This window comes from Maledivibacter halophilus (assembly GCF_900167445.1).
Lineage (GTDB): Bacteria > Bacillota > Clostridia > Peptostreptococcales > Caminicellaceae > Maledivibacter > Maledivibacter halophilus.
In genome coordinates, this window is record NZ_FUZT01000011.1 from 38,175 (window position 1) to 56,288 (window position 18,114).

The window sequence follows — 18,114 nt, forward strand, 5'->3', positions numbered from 1 at the left end:
AATCATCATTCCATGAGCCCTTCTTCTTTCTTTAACAATTTTCTAAGGGCTGGAATAATATCCTCCTTTCTTGAAATAGTAGCAACAGAAAAGTTTGGATATTCAACGCTTTTAATAAATTCTGATTTTATTGAACTTGTTGGTATATATCCGCCAACAACAATCTGTCCATATCCAAAAAGATTACATGTTTCACATAGCTTTTTAGCTTCCTTGACAGCTTCTTCATTATCTTCTCTCCAATTGTCTCCATCACTACAATGAAATGCATATATGTTCCAAACATTTGGATTATATCTTTTCTCTACGATTTCTAAGGCTTTTTTATAGCCACTACTTATATATGTTCCGCCGGACTGTCCTTTATGGAAGAATTCATCTTCATTTACCTCCTTAGCAACAGTTGAATGGGAAACAAAAACCACTTGTACATTTACATATTTTAATCTAACAAACTGATATAAAAGAAAAAAGAAGCTTCTAGCTATATATTTCTTTGTAATATTCATAGATCCAGAAGTATCCATAATGCAAATAACCACTGCATTACTCTCTCTTTTAACATCTTTTCTCAGATGGTAATATCTTAAATCCTCTTCTTTAAAAGGAAATCTTTCTTTATCATTATCTTCCTTACTTATTTCCTGCCCTTTTCCTCTCTTAGAGGCTTTCTCTCTTTTAATTTTTTCAATAACAGATTTCTTTTTAGCTAGTCGAGGTTTTATTCCTTTTCTCTGATATCCTAATTTCTTATATTTTTTCTCCGATTCTACTTCATGAAACTTTTTTCTTTCCAAATAGGGTAAATCTAAATCATCGAATAAATACTGAATTAACTCTTCAATAGTAATCTCTGTTTCATATATATCTTCTCCCTCATTATTTCCTGCTTCTCCATCACCATTACCCTGTTCTATTTGATCACTACCTATTATATCTCCCCTTTTTTCATTTCCACTACCTGAACCTACACCAGGTTTATTTTTTCCATATATAAATTTATATTCCTTTATTCCTTTAATAGGTATCTTAATTTTCTTATCTTTGTTTTTCCCTATAATACTTTCTTCAGCAATAATATCCCCTATGTTTTTTTTAATTGAATCTTCAATCAATTTTCGATGTCTTAGTCTGTCCTCGGCTGAACGATCTTTTCCTCTACCGTCGAAGTCTCTAAATATAGCCAATTTTCCACCTCCTTGACAATATTTATCTATTAGTCCTTCCAAAGATTATTAGCTGCATATTTTAAAATCACATTACAACAATGTTGACAATATCCATTTTTCTTCATCTCTTCTACCATGGCGTCATACTTTTTCCTTTGTTGCCTGTCTCTTACCTTTGTACGTGTAATAACTCTGCTGAGCTCTCTAACAGATGCTGCAAGCTTATTTTCTATGGCTTCCTTTAAAGGTTGATAGCATGTATAATCAATTTTCCCACCATTTCTTATGGTGTAAAACATATATGATGTTACATCTTGCCTAAATCCCTTTGCTGAAGAACCAGTTATTTTTATTTGCTCTTCAATTGATCTTAAAAACTCTTCATCGGGTTCCAATTCTTCACCTGTACTTTCATCCTTAATCTTTGTTTTATTAACAAAGGCCTCTGCATGGTCTAAATAATTATTAAACAAGTCCTCCGCTTGCTCTTTATATCCATGTATAAAGGCTTTAGTAACCTCACCTTCTAATAATTTATGATATTCCTTTTTAATTGTATTCTGAAGAAAACTCAAATATTGTTTTTTCGTATCTTCTCCAATCGACAGTTCCTTTACTGATTTTGCTAAGGTTTCAAGAACTGATATAGGATTAATACAATTATTTTCCGATTCAGCTATTGAATGGTCCAATGCCTTCATTATGAATCTCGGTGATATTCCTGTCATTCCTTCTCTTACTGCCTCTTCCTTTAGCTCTATTATGTCTATTTTTTTTGTAGCTCCCTTTTCAACAATCTCTTCGCCATTGTAAATCTTCAATTTAGTAAGGGGATTCACCTTAGATGAAGGTATGAGCCTAGTAAGAATTGCAAACATTGACGCAACTTCAATTGTATGGGGTGCTATATGAGCATTAAAATTACTTCTTTTTAAAATCTTATTGTATATTTTAATTTCTTCATCTAACTTTAAGCAGTATGGAACTTCAATTTTAACTATCCTGTCTAAAATAGCTTCATTGGTATGGTCAGATTTAAATTTATTCCATTCGCCTTCATTTGAATGGGCTAAAATAATTCCATCGAAATAAATCATTGAAGATTTTCCTGGGGAAGGAATACTTTTTTCTTGAGTTGCAGTAATCATTGTATGGAGATATTCAATCTCATTTTTGAATACTTCTATAAATTCAACTATACCTCTATTCCCTACATTAAAGGCTCCGTTTAAAGATAATACCCTTGGATCATCTTCAGGGTATAAATCTATTTTTGATATATCTACAGACCCTATTAATACCGATGTGTCCTGATTATTAGGATCTACAGGAGGAACAACCCCTATACCTTTTCGAGATCTGATACTAAAATCCACTGCTTCTACTGGAAATTTTTCAAATTCATTATTATAGTCATGCTTTAATCTATATCTACAAATAGGGCATAGGTCACCTTCAATCTTTACATTTAACAATTTTTCAAATTCTTCTCTAAGATGACTAGGAATAAGATGAAGGGGCTCTTCCCTCATGGGACATCCCTTAATTGTATAAATAGGATTGCTTTTCTCAAGTCCTTTTTTTAAAGCTTCCATTATTGAGGATTTTCCTGCTCCAACTGGACCTACAAGGTACAATACCTGTCTTGATTCCTCCCCTTTCATAGCTGCAGTCTTGAAATAGTTGACAATTTTCATTAAAATTTTATCAATACCATAAAATTCTTTAAAAAAGTTATATTTTTTAATAATATCATTTCCATAAATTCTTCTTAGTCTAGCATTTTCTACAGTATTTATAGTCTCTTCTCCATCATTAATTATAATTTCATACATTCTCTGATGTGCCAGCATAGATAAAGAAGGATCATTCTTTAAAATTTCCAGATATTCCAAGAATGTACCTTCAAAATGCTTCTTTTCTCTTTCTTCTCTATCTTTACTTATTAGATCAATAAACTTTACCATAAATTTATAAGCCTCCTTTTATGAAATTTCCATGGGTATAGAATTTGTAATACTTTAAAGTTAATTATCCTTATACATGTTTATGTGTTTTTTTACGATTTTAAAACTAAAAAATGCTCTCATGCATCTTTGTTGACATTATATGCTTGTATGTCTTAAATAGGGATTAATTATAGAAAATTTAATAAATAAAAATAGAGTAGATTAGAAAACTCCATTTGAAAAGAAAAAAGGGATAAAAGTTCTGTCAATTCACAAACTTTTATCCCTTATAATTTATATTTTATAAGATTATTTTCTCCGTGCAATGGCTATAAGTTTATTTATAGCTTGTCCTCTTTTTACAAATTTTTCTTCATATTCAGTCATAACATTTTCTTCCAAGTATTCACTATTATGCAAATCCCTAGTCATCATGTAAATCTTCCAGCCCCTTTCATTCAATTCTTCTATTGAAAAATCAAACAAACCTGTATTGTCGGTTTTAAAATGGAGCTGCCCCTGTGGAATCAATATCTTTTCATAAAGCTTTAAAAAACTTCTATAGGTAAGCCTTCTTTTTGAATGCCTCTTTTTAGGCCACGGATCAGAAAAATTAAGATAAATTCTCTCTATTTCATTTTCATGGAATATATCTTCGATTTTTTTTATATCAGAACGAACAAAATAAAAATTCTCATCTGGATTTTCTGAAAGCTTATTGATCCCCCTTATAATGACCTTTGAATTTCTTTCAAAGGCTAGATAATTTATATTTTTATTTTTCTCTGCCATTCCTACGATAAATCCGCCTCTACCACAACCAAACTCCACATGTATTGGATTACTATTATTGAACAATTTACTCCACTTTCCCTTATATTCCTCTGGTCTTGTAATTACTTTATTATGATTTTCAAGTCTTTCATGGCCACCTTCTACATATCTTAAACGCATTTAATTCATCCTTCCATGTTATTTATATAAATAAATTCTATCCTATTATATTTATTGCTTCTGTCAGTTTAGGTATAACCTGTTTTTTTCTGGATACCATATCTCTTACAAAAATCCCTTGTAGAGGCTGTACATCAAAGGCTTTAGCAATAACTCCTTTATTATTACTTCTAAATAAAATATATGATCCCTTTTTTAATATATCAGTTATTAACAGCAGAGTTACAAAATTGTCTTTATCTTTATGAATGTTATTAATAAATTCTAAGAATTCTTCTTTTCTACTTAAAACATCTTTAATATCTAAGGTAAAAACTTGTCCTACGCCTACTTTATTACCATGTATACGAAACTCTTTAAAGTCTTTATAAAATATTTCTGATATACTTTGTCCCTCTAAAGATGTACCAGCTCTAAACATCTCCATAGCAAAATTATCTACGTCCATTTTTAATATGGAGTTGAGTTCATTTACTGCATGCTTATCAAAATAAGTAGTTGTTGGTGATTTTAATAGAAGGGTATCAGATATAATTCCTGACATAAGAACTCCAGCCATTTTTCTATCTATAGGTATATTATATTCCTTATACATTTGAAACACTATTGTACAGGTACTGCCTAGGGGCATATTTCTAAAAGTTATAGGCATTGATGTGGAAATATCACCTATTTTATGGTGATCCACAATTTCTAATATCTCAGCTTCATCAAGGCCATCAGCACTTTGAGAATACTCATTATGATCTACTAATATCACTTTTTTTCTATTTGGATTTAATATATGCCTTCGACTAATAAATCCTAAAAATTCATTTTTATCTGTAACTATGGGATAGTTAGAATGCTTATTATTAATTAATTCTTCTTTTATATCATCTAAATATTCATTTTGATTGAATTTCACTATGTCGCTATCTATCATTATTGACGAAAGATAATTACACTGACTAATAAGTTTTGATGTAGTATAAGTATCTGTCTTAACCAAAATAAGATTTACATTTTTTCTTTTTGCCTTATCAATATATTTATCAGGTAACTTTTTCCCCCCTGTTATAATTAAAAGCTCAATTCCACATTCTAAAGCATAATCGATTATATCATATCTGTCTCCTACTATAACAATGCTATTTTTACTTAAAATTTCTTCTTTTTTCAAAGTATCCCCATAGTAGGATATTATATTTATTTTTCCCTCTACTTCATTATTATTGGCTACTAAAACTTTTCCTCCTAAATCCTTAGCAATATTTTCAAGACTAGCTTTAAGATGATAAAAATCACCTTTAATTAATCCCATAGCTATATCCTTCATAGTAATTATTCCTATTAATTTATTATTTTTATCTATAATAGGTAATGTTCTTATTCTCTTTTCTTCCATTAATTTATAAGCATAGAGTATTGAATGATTAGAACTAATTCCTTCCACCCTATCATAATTCAAGTCTTTTATCTGTGTCTTAATATTCTCCAAAGGTTTTGGACTATCTACATTAAAATATTCTAGTACATACTTTGTTTCTTTGTTTTCTTTACCTAATATATATGGTATTGATTTACAGTCCAATTTGTTTTTTAAATTTGATAGGGCTATGGCAGAGGTCACGGAATCTGTATCAGGATTCTTGTGCCCAAAAACATAAATCATTATTAAAACCTCCATTAATATTATACTTAATTTAGCTATTTAGAATCGAATATATTTTGTATAAGTATTATTCACTTGAAAAATTGTTTTTTCCATGTCATAATAAAAATTAAATTCTATAAATACTGAGGAGGATAAATATGTTAAAACAATTAATTGAAAATGGTTTTGGTAAGGATGAAGATCTTAATTGTGCAGAAAAAATCCTATATGGAGCTAATGAAGTATACAAGCTGGGATTAGATAAAGAAGCTTTAAAATTGGCTGCTGGTTTTGGAGGAGGAATGGCAATCGAAGGCACCTGTGGAGCACTAACGGGGTCAATTATGGTTCTAAGTAAATTATTTGTCAAAAACGTTGCCCATGAAAGTGATAGAATTAAAAAACTAACAACTGAATTATTAAATGCATATGAATCTGAAATGGGGAATATCAACTGCAAACCTCTAAAAGAAAATTATCGCTCACCATCTTTCGGATGCCATAAAGTGATCTTAAAAGCTGCAGAAGCCCTAGATAAAATTGTTCAAAGAGAGCTGGAAATACAAAATTAAAAACATCAAATATAATTTTTGCGTGGAATGTGCAGAGTGCAATATAGGATTTAAATTTCTTTACCCCCCTAGCACTTCGCACCTCTCACCAATAATTTATCTATTTTATTCCAGATACTATTGAAAGTATACCCATTATAATAATCAAGATAGTAGTTAGCTTTTCAAAGGTTTCTTCTTTAACTTTATTACCAAAATTAATTCCTATAAAAACTCCACCAATTAGTGCAGGCAATAAATAGCCTGTAAATTTTAGGACCTGAACATTAATCAGCTTTTTACTCAAAAATATTATTATTGTCATAATATTTAATACCCAGAAAAAGCCAGTTAAAGTCGCTCTAAAAACTTGTTTCTCTACACTTTGATTAGTTAAGAATAATATTACTGGAGGGCCGCTAATGCTAATACTTCCATTTAATAGCCCACTAACAAGGCCCACTGGAATATAAGCTAATTTTTCATTCTTTATCTTAACTTTATATCCAAAATAGAAAGACACTGCTGATATTGTTACTATTATACCCACCATAATCTTTAAAATACTTTCATCTAAATTTATAAGCATATTTGCTCCTATAGGCGTGGTAACAACTGCAGCTATAATCAATAAAGATATTCTTTTTAGTTCCAAATGCTCTCTTATTTTATAAAGTATTATAGAATTAATTATAAAACTATATATGATTAACATTGGCACTATTATTTTAAGAGGCATAAATGCTCCTAAAAGTGGAACTGACAATAGGGAAAATCCAAAGCTAGTTGCTCCCTGCACAAGTCCAGCAGAAAATATCACAATAAACCCCAAGGCTAATACTACTATTTCACTTTCCATATTTTCCTCCCGATTTCTTCATAATTCTTTCACATAATATATAGTATATAAAATTTGTGAAGAATTGTCATCAAGTCTGATTAGGTATTTTTAAAATTTGTTTTTATCATAAAAGGGTTTAAGCTAATTTATAAATTAACCTAAACCCTTCTATTTTTTATTAACTGAGCAAATTGCATAATTACTTTATCAAAAACTAACTAAATACGTATTATTTTAAAAACTTTAATGCTATACCATATATTATACATTTTTGGCAAATTAGAATTATAAAATTTCTTTAACTTATTGACTCTAATTTCTTCTGATAGATAGAAGAAATTATTTTTAAGAATTTATTTTCAAAATGATTCCAATTATCAAGTATTTTTTTTGCCTTTGGACTATTTGTATAGATATAATGATTATTAACAAGTCTTTTAACTTCTTTTATGTCATGGGAACTAGCTAAAGATTGAACTGAAACCATTTCTTTATTACATTTGTTTTCAAATTCACCACCTTCGTCTAGTACATAAGCTATACCACCTGTCATTCCAGCACCAAAGTTTTTGCCAGTTGTTCCAAGTATAACAACAGTTCCACCAGTCATATATTCACATCCATGATCTCCTACACCTTCTACTACAGCTATCCCCCCACTATTTCTAACACAAAATCTTTGACCAACTCTTCCTAAAATATAAGCTTCACCTGAGGTGGCACCATAAAGCAAAGTATTTCCTGCAATGATATTCTCATGGGAATTAAATGAAGAATTTTTAAATGGCTTCAAAATTATTTTACCGCCTGATAGACCTTTTCCAAGATAATCATTAGCTTCACCTTCAAGAATCAAGGTAACTCCTCTTACTGCAAAAGCACCAAAGCTTTGGCCAGCCGAGCCCACTGCATTTACTACAATAGTATCGTCACTTAGACCTAGGTCTCCATATCGTTTTGCAATTTTACCGCTTAACATTGCTCCAAAGGCACGGTCAGTATTTTTAATGTCTAATGTATGTTCAACATTTATTTCATTCTCAATCGCTATTTCTGAGTTCTTTATTAATTTTCTATCTAAAACATTATCTATTTTATGATCCTGTGAAATTGTACATTTTTCTACTATGCGAGATGGTAATTCCGGCTTATATAATATTGAAGATAAGTCACATTTTTTGATTTTCTCCTTTTCGCTTTCTAAGGCTTCTAACACATCAACTCTTCCAATCATCTCCCTAACTGTTCTAAAGCCAAGCTTAGCCATTATCTCCCGTATTTCTTTTGCAACAAATGTAAGATAATTAATTAAATGCTCTGGACTGCCTTTAAATTTTTTACGCAGATTATAATCTTGTGTTGCAATTCCCGATGGGCATTTATTATGATGGCATTGTCTACACATTATACATCCACAGGCTATTAAAATAGAGGTGGCAAATCCATATTCCTCTGCCCCCAATAGTGTAGCAATAACCACGTCTCTTCCTGTCCTCATCTTACCATCGACCTGAAGAGTAATTCTACTTCTCAAATCATTTAATAATAATGTCTGTTGAGTTTCAGCAAGACCTAATTCCCAAGGCAATCCAACATATTTCATTGAACTAATAGGAGAAGCCCCTGTACCTCCATCATGTCCACTAATTAGAACAGTATCAGCATGACCTTTAGCAAGTCCTGCTGCAACTGTACCTACACCTATCTGTGAAACTAATTTTACACCTATTTTAGCCCTTGGATTGACATTTTTTAAATCAAAAATTAATTGGGATATATCTTCTATTGAATAAATATCGTGATGAGGCGGAGGAGATATCAAATCAATTCCTGGAGCTGAATGACGAACCTTTGCAATTTCTGAAGTGATTTTATTTCCTGGCAAATGACCTCCTTCACCGGGTTTGGCCCCTTGAGCTATTTTAATTTCTATCCCATCACAATTCACAAGATAATTGGCAGTTACTCCAAACCTTCCCGATGCTACCTGCTTGGTGGCACTTTTAAGATTTCTCCCATCTAACCTTAGTTTATAACGGCTGGGATCTTCTCCACCTTCACCTGAATTACTCTTCCCTCCAATCCTATTCATGGCAATTGCTATGGTTTCATGGACTTCCTTACTCAATGAACCAAATGACATTCCAGAAGCAGTAAATCTCTTCAAAATATCTTCAACTGGTTCAACTTCTTCTATTGCAATACTTTTTCTTTTCTTAAACTTTAGCAAACCTCTAATAGTTGTATTTTTACTATTTTCTTCATTTATTTCATTACTATACTCCTTGTATATATTATAATTATTTTCAACACATGCTTTCCTAAGTCTGGTAACTACATTTGGATTGAAAATATGACGCTCTCCCTTTGGATTCCAAAGTATTTCTCCTCCCACATCCAAAGAGCTAAGCTGATGATATGCCATGTTATGTCTAATCAGCACTTCCTTAGAAATAAGATCTAATCCAATACCAGATAGTACTGCAGGCGTATCGGGAAAATATTCCTTAATTACATCTTCATTTATTCCTACAGCTTCAAAAATCTGAGCCCCACAATAACTTTGTAGTGTTGAAATACCTATCCTAGAAATAATCTTTAAAAGGCCTGAGCAAATTGCAGAAATATAATTTTCAATAGCCTCATGGGCATTTTTAACATTTTTAATGTTTTTTTTGTTTTCAACCATATATGATATTGATTCAAAGGCCATGTATGGATTGATGGCTTTAGCCCCAAAGCCTACTAATAGTGCTATATGCATAACATCTCTGGCATCTCCCGCTTCCACAATTATATCAGCAGCTGTTCTTAATTTTCTCCTAACCAGATGATGATGTACAGCACTTAAGGCCAAAAGGCTTGGAATAGGTGCATTATACATATCTGATTTTCTATCACTTAAAACTACTATATTATATCCAAGATTAATACTTTCTTCTACCCTCTTACATAAATAGTCCAATGCCTCCTTAAGTCCATTTCCTTCATAGTCAGCCTGAAATACTGTGGGAATTGTAATTGCCTTGAAATCCCTAGAATCAAGCTTACATATATTTTCTAATTCACTATTCTTTAGAATAGGATGATTTAGTCTTATAAATTTATTTTCTTTTTCCGTTTCTATCTCGTCTAATAATTTTCCATGGGCCCCCATAAATTGTACCAAAGACATTATCATTTCTTCCCGAATAGGATCTATAGCAGGATTAGTTACTTGAGCAAATTTTTGTTTGAAATAATTAAATAGAAGTTGTGGACGATCAGACAAGACTGCTAGTGGTGTATCTATTCCCATTGATCCAATAGGTTCTTTCCCTTTTTCACACATAAATTCAATAACTTTATTTAATTCTTCCTTTGTAAATCCAAAAACTAATTGCTTTCTATGCAAATTTTCACTACTCATTTTTCTCACTTCAACCGGCTGTCTAATATCCTTAAGTGTTACTCGATTTCGTTCAATCCAACGGGCAAAGGGCTTTCTTTTAGATACAGTAGTTTTAATTTCATCGTCGTATAGAATCCTTCCCTCTTCTGTATTAATCAATAGCATTTTTCCAGGTTCTATACTTCCCTTTTCGATTATTTTTTCTGGATCTATATCTACTACTCCTGCTTCTGATGCCATTATTACTAAATCATCATTTGTAACTAAATATCGGGCAGGTCTTAATCCATTTCTATCTGCTTTTACTCCTACCTTTACTCCATCTGTAAATGCAATAGTTGCAGGCCCATCCCAAGACTCCATCATTCTTGCATGGTACTCGTAAAATCCTCTTCTCTCTTTATCCATCCCTTTATCTCTTTGCCAAGCCTCTGGTATAAGCATCATCATTATGTTTTCAAGAGGATGAGCATTTGCTGCAAATATTTCTAAGGCATTATCCAAGGATGCTGAATCACTTCCACCTGGTTCAATTATTGGTAAAATCTTTTTAAAATCTTCTCCAAACAATTTCGAACGCATTACACCTTCCCTTGCATTCATCCAATTTATATTTCCTCTGATGGTATTAATTTCACCATTATGGGCAATATAGCGAAAGGGCTGGGCAAGCTTCCATGAAGGAAAAGTATTTGTACTATATCTTTCATGTACTATTACTATTGATGTTGTAATCATTTCATCAAGTAAATCTAAGTAAAATTCCTGTAGTTTATATCCTAATATCTGTCCTTTATATATTATTGTTTTACTAGACATACTACAAATATAGAAGCTCTCAGTATAAGGTTTTTTTGTACATCTAATTAATTTTTCAACCTGCTTTCTAACTAATAGAAGTTTTCTTTCGAAAACATCATCGTTTTGATCAGCTTTGTCAATAAAGACTTGCATAACCACTGGTCTAGTTGCCCTTGCACATTCTCCGCAGGCTTCTTCATTTACCGGTACTTCTCTCCATCCAATTAATCTTTGATCTTCCTTTTTAAGGATTTTTTCAAATACCCCTTCACAATATAATCGGGCATTAGGTTGTCTAGGTAGAAAAAGCATACCTACAGCATAATTGCCATCCTTAGGTAAATCAATATTCATTTTTTTAGTCTCTCTCTTTAAAAATTCATGGGGTATTTGAAACATTATACCTGAGCCATCACCAGTACTCTCATCGGCACCTACAGCTCCACGATGCTTTAAACTTCTTAGTATTTGCAATCCTTGCTGCAGTATATAATTGGATTTATTTCCTTTTACGTTTGCTATAAACCCTACACCACAGCTATCTTTTTCCATGTCTGGAGAATAAAGTCCCTGCTTTTTGGGTAGTCCATAGATATTCATTTTGACCATTCTTCCTTTCACTTCTAATTCATAAATTGCAATATTTAGAATTATAAAGTTCATTTTTTTGAAAATTCTGTTGAGAGTGATTATATCATATTTATTCATTACATTCAATGCTTTTAAAATTATTTTTTATTGCAAAACCCGCTATTTTACTAATTTATGTAGGAAAACGTTATCTCTATCACTTCAAGTTCAGATACCATGATTTATATTTTTTATTCATCAGTCAGTATATTAATTCTTTTTTGAAAACTCTTTTTTATGCAAATTTATTATATGTTAAAATCATTTTAAAATTCTTTACATGTATTATGCAATTTCCTCATTTATAAAAATAAATGTACCCCTGCAAATCAAAATTTACAAGAGCACATCTATAAAAGCAAATCTCAAATTATTCAATTTTAATTATATCATAGCTCCATATTGGAATATTGAAGCTGTACTAAATTATAATAAAGACCCTTCTTATTCAAGAGCTCCTGATGGGAGCCTATTTCTTTCACCCTGCCTTTATGCATGACTATTATTTTATCTGAATGCTGAATAGTTGATAATCTATGGGCAACTGCCAGGGTAGTTCTACCTTTCATAATTTTATACAATGCATCTTGAATAAGTTTTTCTGTTTCTGTATCAATATTGGCTGTAGCTTCATCTAAAATCAATATTGACGGTTTTCTAGCCAGTGTTCGAGCAAAGGAAAGGAGTTGTCTTTGACCTGATGATAAAGTTGCTCCCCTTTCAAAAACCCTTTCTTTATATTTATTGGGAAGCTTTTCAATAAAGCTATGGGAATTAACATATTTTGAAGCTTCTAGCATATCTTCATCTGATATATTTTTATCCCTTAGCTTTATATTACTTTCGATATTACCAGTAAATAAAAATACATCCTGTAGCATTTGTCCTATATGCTTTCTTAAAGACCTAGTATCAATGTCTTCTATATTGATACCATCAATTTTAATTTCACCTTTTTGAATCCCATAATATTTTCCTATAAGATTGAGTATCGTTGTCTTTCCTGCACCGGTGGCCCCTACAAATGCTGCTGTTTCTCCGGCATTAACCTTAAAGGATACATCCTTTAATATCCACTCATCTTTCTTATATGCAAACCAGACATTTTTAAACTCTATTTCTCCTTTTATTTTATCTAATTTTATTGCATTTTCTTTGTCTTCTAAATTAGGCTTTGTATCAAGTAATCCAAAAATCCTTTCAGCTGACGCCATAGCAGCTTGAAAAACATTAAATTGTTCTGCCAGCTGCTGAACCGGTTGAAAAAACCTTGATATGTACTGGGTAAAGGCAATTAATGTACCTATTGTTATAATCCCTGTCAAAACATACTTTCCACCAAAAAATATTATTATTGCCGTAGCAGCAATTTTTAAAAAGTAAATTGATGGACCATATATACTAAAGGCCTTTATTTGATTTTTATTGGCTCTATTTAACTTATTGTTTACTTTATAAAATTCATCAAATTTTTCTTCTTCATTTGCGAAGATTTGAATTATCTTCATTCCTGATATATGTTCAGATAAAAAAGCATTTACCCTTGAAATATTCTCCCGAACTTTCCTGAACATAAGCTTTGAATACTTCCTAAAAATCAATGTAGAAACAATGAGAACAGGTATAACTGTATATGTTAATAATGACAGCTTCAAATTAAAACTTACCATTGCTATTACAATACCAATTAATAAGAAAATGTTCTTTACCGAATTAATTATTACACTAGTGTACATTTCATTAATTGATTCAGTATCATTTGTAACCCTTGTAACAAGCTTTCCAATAGGTCGTGAATTAAAAAATTCTATATCCATTTTTTCAATATGTGAAAATACATCCAGTCTTATTTCATAAATAATTTTTTGACCTGTATATTGAAGGAGTAGAGATTGTATATACTGTACAATACTTCCTATGATTATTATAGATAAGAATAATATTCCAAATTTTACTAAATTATTAAAATCTTCTTTTCTAAGGAGTTTTATCTCATCTTCCGTTAGCTTTTCCACATTAAATCTCTTATTTTCAACTTCAATATAATTGTCTTCTAGTAATGATATCTCCTTTTCTTTTTTCAAAATATCTATCTCAAACTTTGTAAGACCCTCTATAAAATAATATCTATTATTAATTAGTAATATTCTTGCCTTCAAATTATCTTCATATTTATTTGCAGGGTCTTTGATAATTCTCTTTCCCTTAAATAAAACAGCATTATCCAACAAATTACTATCTTCTTCCGTTAAAATCGAATAGGTAATATCATATTTTGTTATTATACTATCGATGCTCTTTGCAATTAGAACCGGCTGAACAAGTTCAACCCCCACTACTATTGCAAGCAATAAAAATGAAATTATTATATGTACCATATAAGGCTTTGCATATTTCATTAGCCGTTTAAACAAATATATATCTTCCTTGTTTTTCTTATCTTTTTTAAAAATATATCCAATACTTTTCATATTAAATTACCGCCCTTTTGTTGATTTTTCATCATATACTTCAAATGTTGCTGCCAACTGCTGTTTTTTCACAATAGAGTTATATTGTCCATCAATTGCCACCAACTCTTCATGGGTTCCTTCTTCTACTATTTTCCCTTCATCTAAAAATATAATATGGTCAGCATGCTTTATTGTAGAAATCCTGTGAGCAATAATTATGGTCGTTTTATTTTTCCTTTCTTCTTTTAATGCTGCTAATATTTTTTCTTCTGTATCGGTGTCTACTGCCGATACTGCGTCATCAAGTATTAATATAGGAGCTTTTTTAATCAAAGCTCTAGCTATGGATATCCTTTGTTTTTGTCCACCTGAAAGGGCAATGCCCCTCTCTCCTGTAACAGTGTTGTATCCCTCTTTAAATTCTATAATGTTATCATGAACATTTGCAAGTTTAGCATTTTTTATAATTTCATCCATATTTATCTCATTAACACCAAAGGCAATGTTTCGTGTAATGGTATCTGAAAAAAGAAAATTATCTTGGGGGACACAACCTATGTTTCTTCTTAACATCTTAAGGGGCAATTTCATAATATCCTTTCCATCAATTAATATTTTACCCTCTGGAATATTATATAATCTCAGGAGCAAATTAATTAAAGTTGTCTTCCCAGCTCCTGTTCTACCTATAATACCAATTGTTTGACCTCTTTTAATATGAAGATTAATATTTCTAATTGCATATTCATCTGAATCTGGATACTTAAAGGATAAATCATTTATCTTTACACTTCCATTTATGTCCCTTACCTCAATTACTGATTTAGAATCAAATATCTCAGGCTTTGCATCAAGAATTTTTTCTATCCTGTCAAGGGAAGCCTTACCCTGGGCAATAACATTTAGAACCATTCCAATTGCCATCATAGGCCACACCAACATACTTAAAAAATTAATAAAAGCAACTAGATTTCCAAGTGAAATTTCTCCAATCATAGTCAATCTACCGCCATATATTATTGTAAGTATTAAGCTTAATCCAACTACCCCTCTAATGATTGGGTCAATTGCAGATCTAAGCTTAGCTAGCCTAATATTCTTATCAAAGTTGTTTTTATTAGTTTTGGCAAAGGCCTCTATTTCTTTCCTTTCCTGAATAAAAGCCTTAATAACTCTTATTCCAGAAAAACTCTCTTGAACCATATCAGTCATACTTGCAAAGGCCTCTTGTTTTTCTCTAAATCTCTTCTTCATAAATTTACTTATAACAAATCCTTGAAATATAATTAACGGGAAGGGAATAATGGCTATTAAAGTAAGTTTCACATTTACAATATATGCCATATTGTAAAGAACCATGGTTATAAGTACTATAGCATCTACCATCATTAAAAGTCCTGGACCGATTGCCATCCTTACTGCATTAATATCATTTGTGGCATGGGCCATTAAATCCCCGGTCTTATGTTCATTGAAATATCTTTGAGATAATTTTTCAAGATGCTTAAATATATCATTTCTAAGATGAAACTCTATATTTCTCGATGTACCAAAAATCAAATTTCTCCATATAAACCTACCTAAAGCAATGGATATGCCAAATAGTAAAAGGTACAGCCCTTTATTCAATAAGTATGATTCTTCTACTTTTCCAGTCATAATTCCATCGGTAATATTTCCTATTATTATGGGAACCCTTATTTGTAATAAATCTACTGTAATCAAAGCAATAATTCCTATTAAGAATCTAAAAAAATATTTCCTATAATATTCATTTAAATATTTTCCAAAAATCATTTTTTACTCTCCTCATAACGAATAATTATAAACATATATTTCTAATTTTTCAGTTTTATTCATAAAAAATAAATATTCATGAATACTTATACATTATTGTTATTATTTAGTATCATCTAGATATTTTACCACATAGAAAAAAATATAACAACGATTGTAAGTTCCTAATAAAATAATTATTAATCTATACTTTAAATAAAACTTTTAGGTTATACAGAACTATAAAATGCATTAATTTTAATTCTTCCATAAAAAGTTATTTTTAAACTTGACATCTTATTGTATTGATGTTAATATGCTTAATGAAATACTTTGAGAAATACAATATATTTTATGTGAATTATATATTGGTAGTAGAAATTTAGTGAGACAAATCATGGGAGATTAATATAATAACTTGTAGGATTTGCACAAGCTAAAACCATAACTTCGAAACCAATATGGAAAAACACCTGTAGAACTGGGGTTTATCTAAGATCTTGAAAGATAAAAATGGTCTTGGGTTAGGCTATATGTAAATATGGTTTAAAGTGAGCCGTAAAGGCGAAACTTAAGCACTCTAACTCTGCGTATTTAATAATACACAGTAGTTATAGAGTGCTTTTTTATGTTAAAAATTATTTAGAAGGAGCGATAAATAAAAGTGATTGACACATTTCATCACACTTGACAAAAAAATTATTATAAAACACCATATCAATTTATAGATAAAATGTTTAAAACAATAATAGTACTTTTATATAAATACCCAGGAGGATAGTATAAATGGAAAAAATTGAAGTTCAAAACCTTTCTAAGGTTTTTGGTCACAATCCAAAACGTGGGATTAAAATGATCAAAGACGGTTATTCCAAAAAAGAAATATTAGAAAAGACTGGTTTAACCGTTGGAGTTAATAATGTAAATTTTGATATTAAACAAAATGAAATATTCGTTATTATGGGCTTGTCGGGAAGTGGAAAATCAACATTACTCAGGTGTTTAAATAGACTAATACAACCTACATCGGGTAAAGTCATTATAGATAATACTAATATTACCAGCCTTGACAAAAACTCATTAAGGGAAATAAGAAAGAAAAAATTTGCTATGGTTTTTCAAAATTTTGGACTTTTGCCTTATAAAACTGTTTTAGAAAACGCAGAATTTGGATTAGAAGTTCAAGAAGTTTCCAAAGATGATAAAATCAATAGAGCAAGAGAAGCCTTAAAAAAAGTGGGACTTGAGAGCTGGGAAGATAAATATCCCGATGAATTAAGTGGAGGAATGCAGCAAAGAGTTGGTTTAGCTAGAGCCCTAGCCGTTGATCCTGATATACTTTTAATGGATGAACCCTTTAGTGCTTTAGATCCACTGATTAAGCGGGAAATGCAAGATCTCTTATTGGATATATATGAAGGGTTAAATAAAACTATAGTATTTATAACCCACGATTTGGATGAAGCTTTAAAGCTTGGAGATAGAATTGCAATTATGAAGGACGGAGAAATTGTTCAATTAGGTACCCCTGAAGAAATTCTAATTAATTCTAAAAATGAATATGTAGAAGAGTTTGTTAAAAATGTAAATAGATCAATAGTTTTAACAGCAGGAGATATAATGGTCAAACCCGTTGCTTTATTATATGAAAACGACGGTTTAGAAATGGCAAAATATAAAATGAGCCGTAATAAAATCTCAAGTATATTTGCAGTTAGTGAAAAAAGAAAATATAGAGGAATAGTTCATTTTAAGGATGTCTATGAAGCTATAGGAAAAGGAAAAAATGATATATCCAAATTAATCAAAAATACCAAAATAGCTAGACCTGATGATACTATTAATGACTTATCTTCAGACATTGCTACTTCTAATGTTCCCCTGCCAATAGTTGATGAAGATAATAATCTTCTTGGAATAATAGTAAAAGGTACTATTCTAGCTAATATTTAAATTTTGGAGG

Annotated in this window: 10 protein-coding genes; 2 read left to right on the plus strand and 8 right to left on the minus strand. The window is 30.7% G+C overall.

Annotated features, from left to right (window positions below; genetic code table 11):
- Window positions 1–5: 5 nt before the first annotated feature.
- The 4 genes from yhbH to B5X81_RS19485 all read right to left on the minus strand — a co-directional run bounded on the left by yhbH (window position 6) and on the right by B5X81_RS19485 (window position 5,726).
- Window positions 6–1,187 carry a sporulation protein YhbH gene (gene yhbH, locus B5X81_RS19470; protein ID WP_079494132.1) on the minus strand — a complete coding sequence of 394 codons (1,182 nt, stop codon included), beginning with the start codon at window positions 1,185–1,187 and terminating at the stop codon, window positions 6–8.
- A 29-nt stretch (window positions 1,188–1,216) separates the two neighbouring features.
- On the minus strand, window positions 1,217–3,136 hold the full coding sequence (locus tag B5X81_RS19475; protein ID WP_079494134.1) for a PrkA family serine protein kinase: 1,920 nt from the start codon (window positions 3,134–3,136) through the stop codon (window positions 1,217–1,219).
- A 291-nt stretch (window positions 3,137–3,427) separates the two neighbouring features.
- Window positions 3,428–4,072: a tRNA (guanosine(46)-N7)-methyltransferase TrmB gene (gene trmB, locus B5X81_RS19480; protein ID WP_079494135.1), complete on the minus strand. Its 645-nt coding sequence runs from the start codon at window positions 4,070–4,072 to the stop codon at window positions 3,428–3,430.
- Between the two features lie 37 nt (window positions 4,073–4,109).
- On the minus strand, window positions 4,110–5,726 hold the full coding sequence (locus B5X81_RS19485) for a putative manganese-dependent inorganic diphosphatase (RefSeq protein WP_244282166.1): 1,617 nt from the start codon (window positions 5,724–5,726) through the stop codon (window positions 4,110–4,112).
- 140 nt (window positions 5,727–5,866) lie between these two features.
- Here B5X81_RS19485 and B5X81_RS19490 point away from each other — a divergent pair, with 140 nt between their 5' ends.
- Window positions 5,867–6,280: a C-GCAxxG-C-C family (seleno)protein gene (locus tag B5X81_RS19490; RefSeq protein WP_079494138.1), complete on the plus strand. Its 414-nt coding sequence runs from the start codon at window positions 5,867–5,869 to the stop codon at window positions 6,278–6,280.
- Window positions 6,281–6,380: 100 nt separating this feature from the next.
- Here the strand turns inward: B5X81_RS19490 and B5X81_RS19495 are convergent, their stop codons facing one another.
- From B5X81_RS19495 to B5X81_RS19510, 4 genes are all read right to left on the minus strand, one after another.
- The gene (locus tag B5X81_RS19495; RefSeq protein WP_079494140.1) at window positions 6,381–7,118 is read right to left on the minus strand and encodes a sulfite exporter TauE/SafE family protein; all 738 of its coding nucleotides are present in this window, start codon (window positions 7,116–7,118) and stop codon (window positions 6,381–6,383) included.
- Window positions 7,119–7,398: 280 nt separating this feature from the next.
- Complete coding sequence (gene gltB / locus B5X81_RS19500; RefSeq protein WP_330397425.1) at window positions 7,399–11,955, minus strand: glutamate synthase large subunit; 4,557 nt, start codon at window positions 11,953–11,955, stop codon at window positions 7,399–7,401.
- Between the two features lie 356 nt (window positions 11,956–12,311).
- Window positions 12,312–14,393, minus strand: a complete 2,082-nt coding sequence (locus tag B5X81_RS19505; RefSeq protein WP_079494143.1) for an ABC transporter ATP-binding protein — start codon at window positions 14,391–14,393, stop codon at window positions 12,312–12,314.
- A gap of 6 nt (window positions 14,394–14,399) precedes the next feature.
- Window positions 14,400–16,172: an ABC transporter ATP-binding protein gene (locus B5X81_RS19510; protein ID WP_079494144.1), complete on the minus strand. Its 1,773-nt coding sequence runs from the start codon at window positions 16,170–16,172 to the stop codon at window positions 14,400–14,402.
- A 765-nt stretch (window positions 16,173–16,937) separates the two neighbouring features.
- Here B5X81_RS19510 and B5X81_RS19515 point away from each other — a divergent pair.
- Entirely contained in the window at window positions 16,938–18,104 is a 1,167-nt protein-coding gene (locus B5X81_RS19515; protein WP_079494146.1) for a quaternary amine ABC transporter ATP-binding protein, read from the plus strand.
- Window positions 18,105–18,114: the final 10 nt, after the last annotated feature.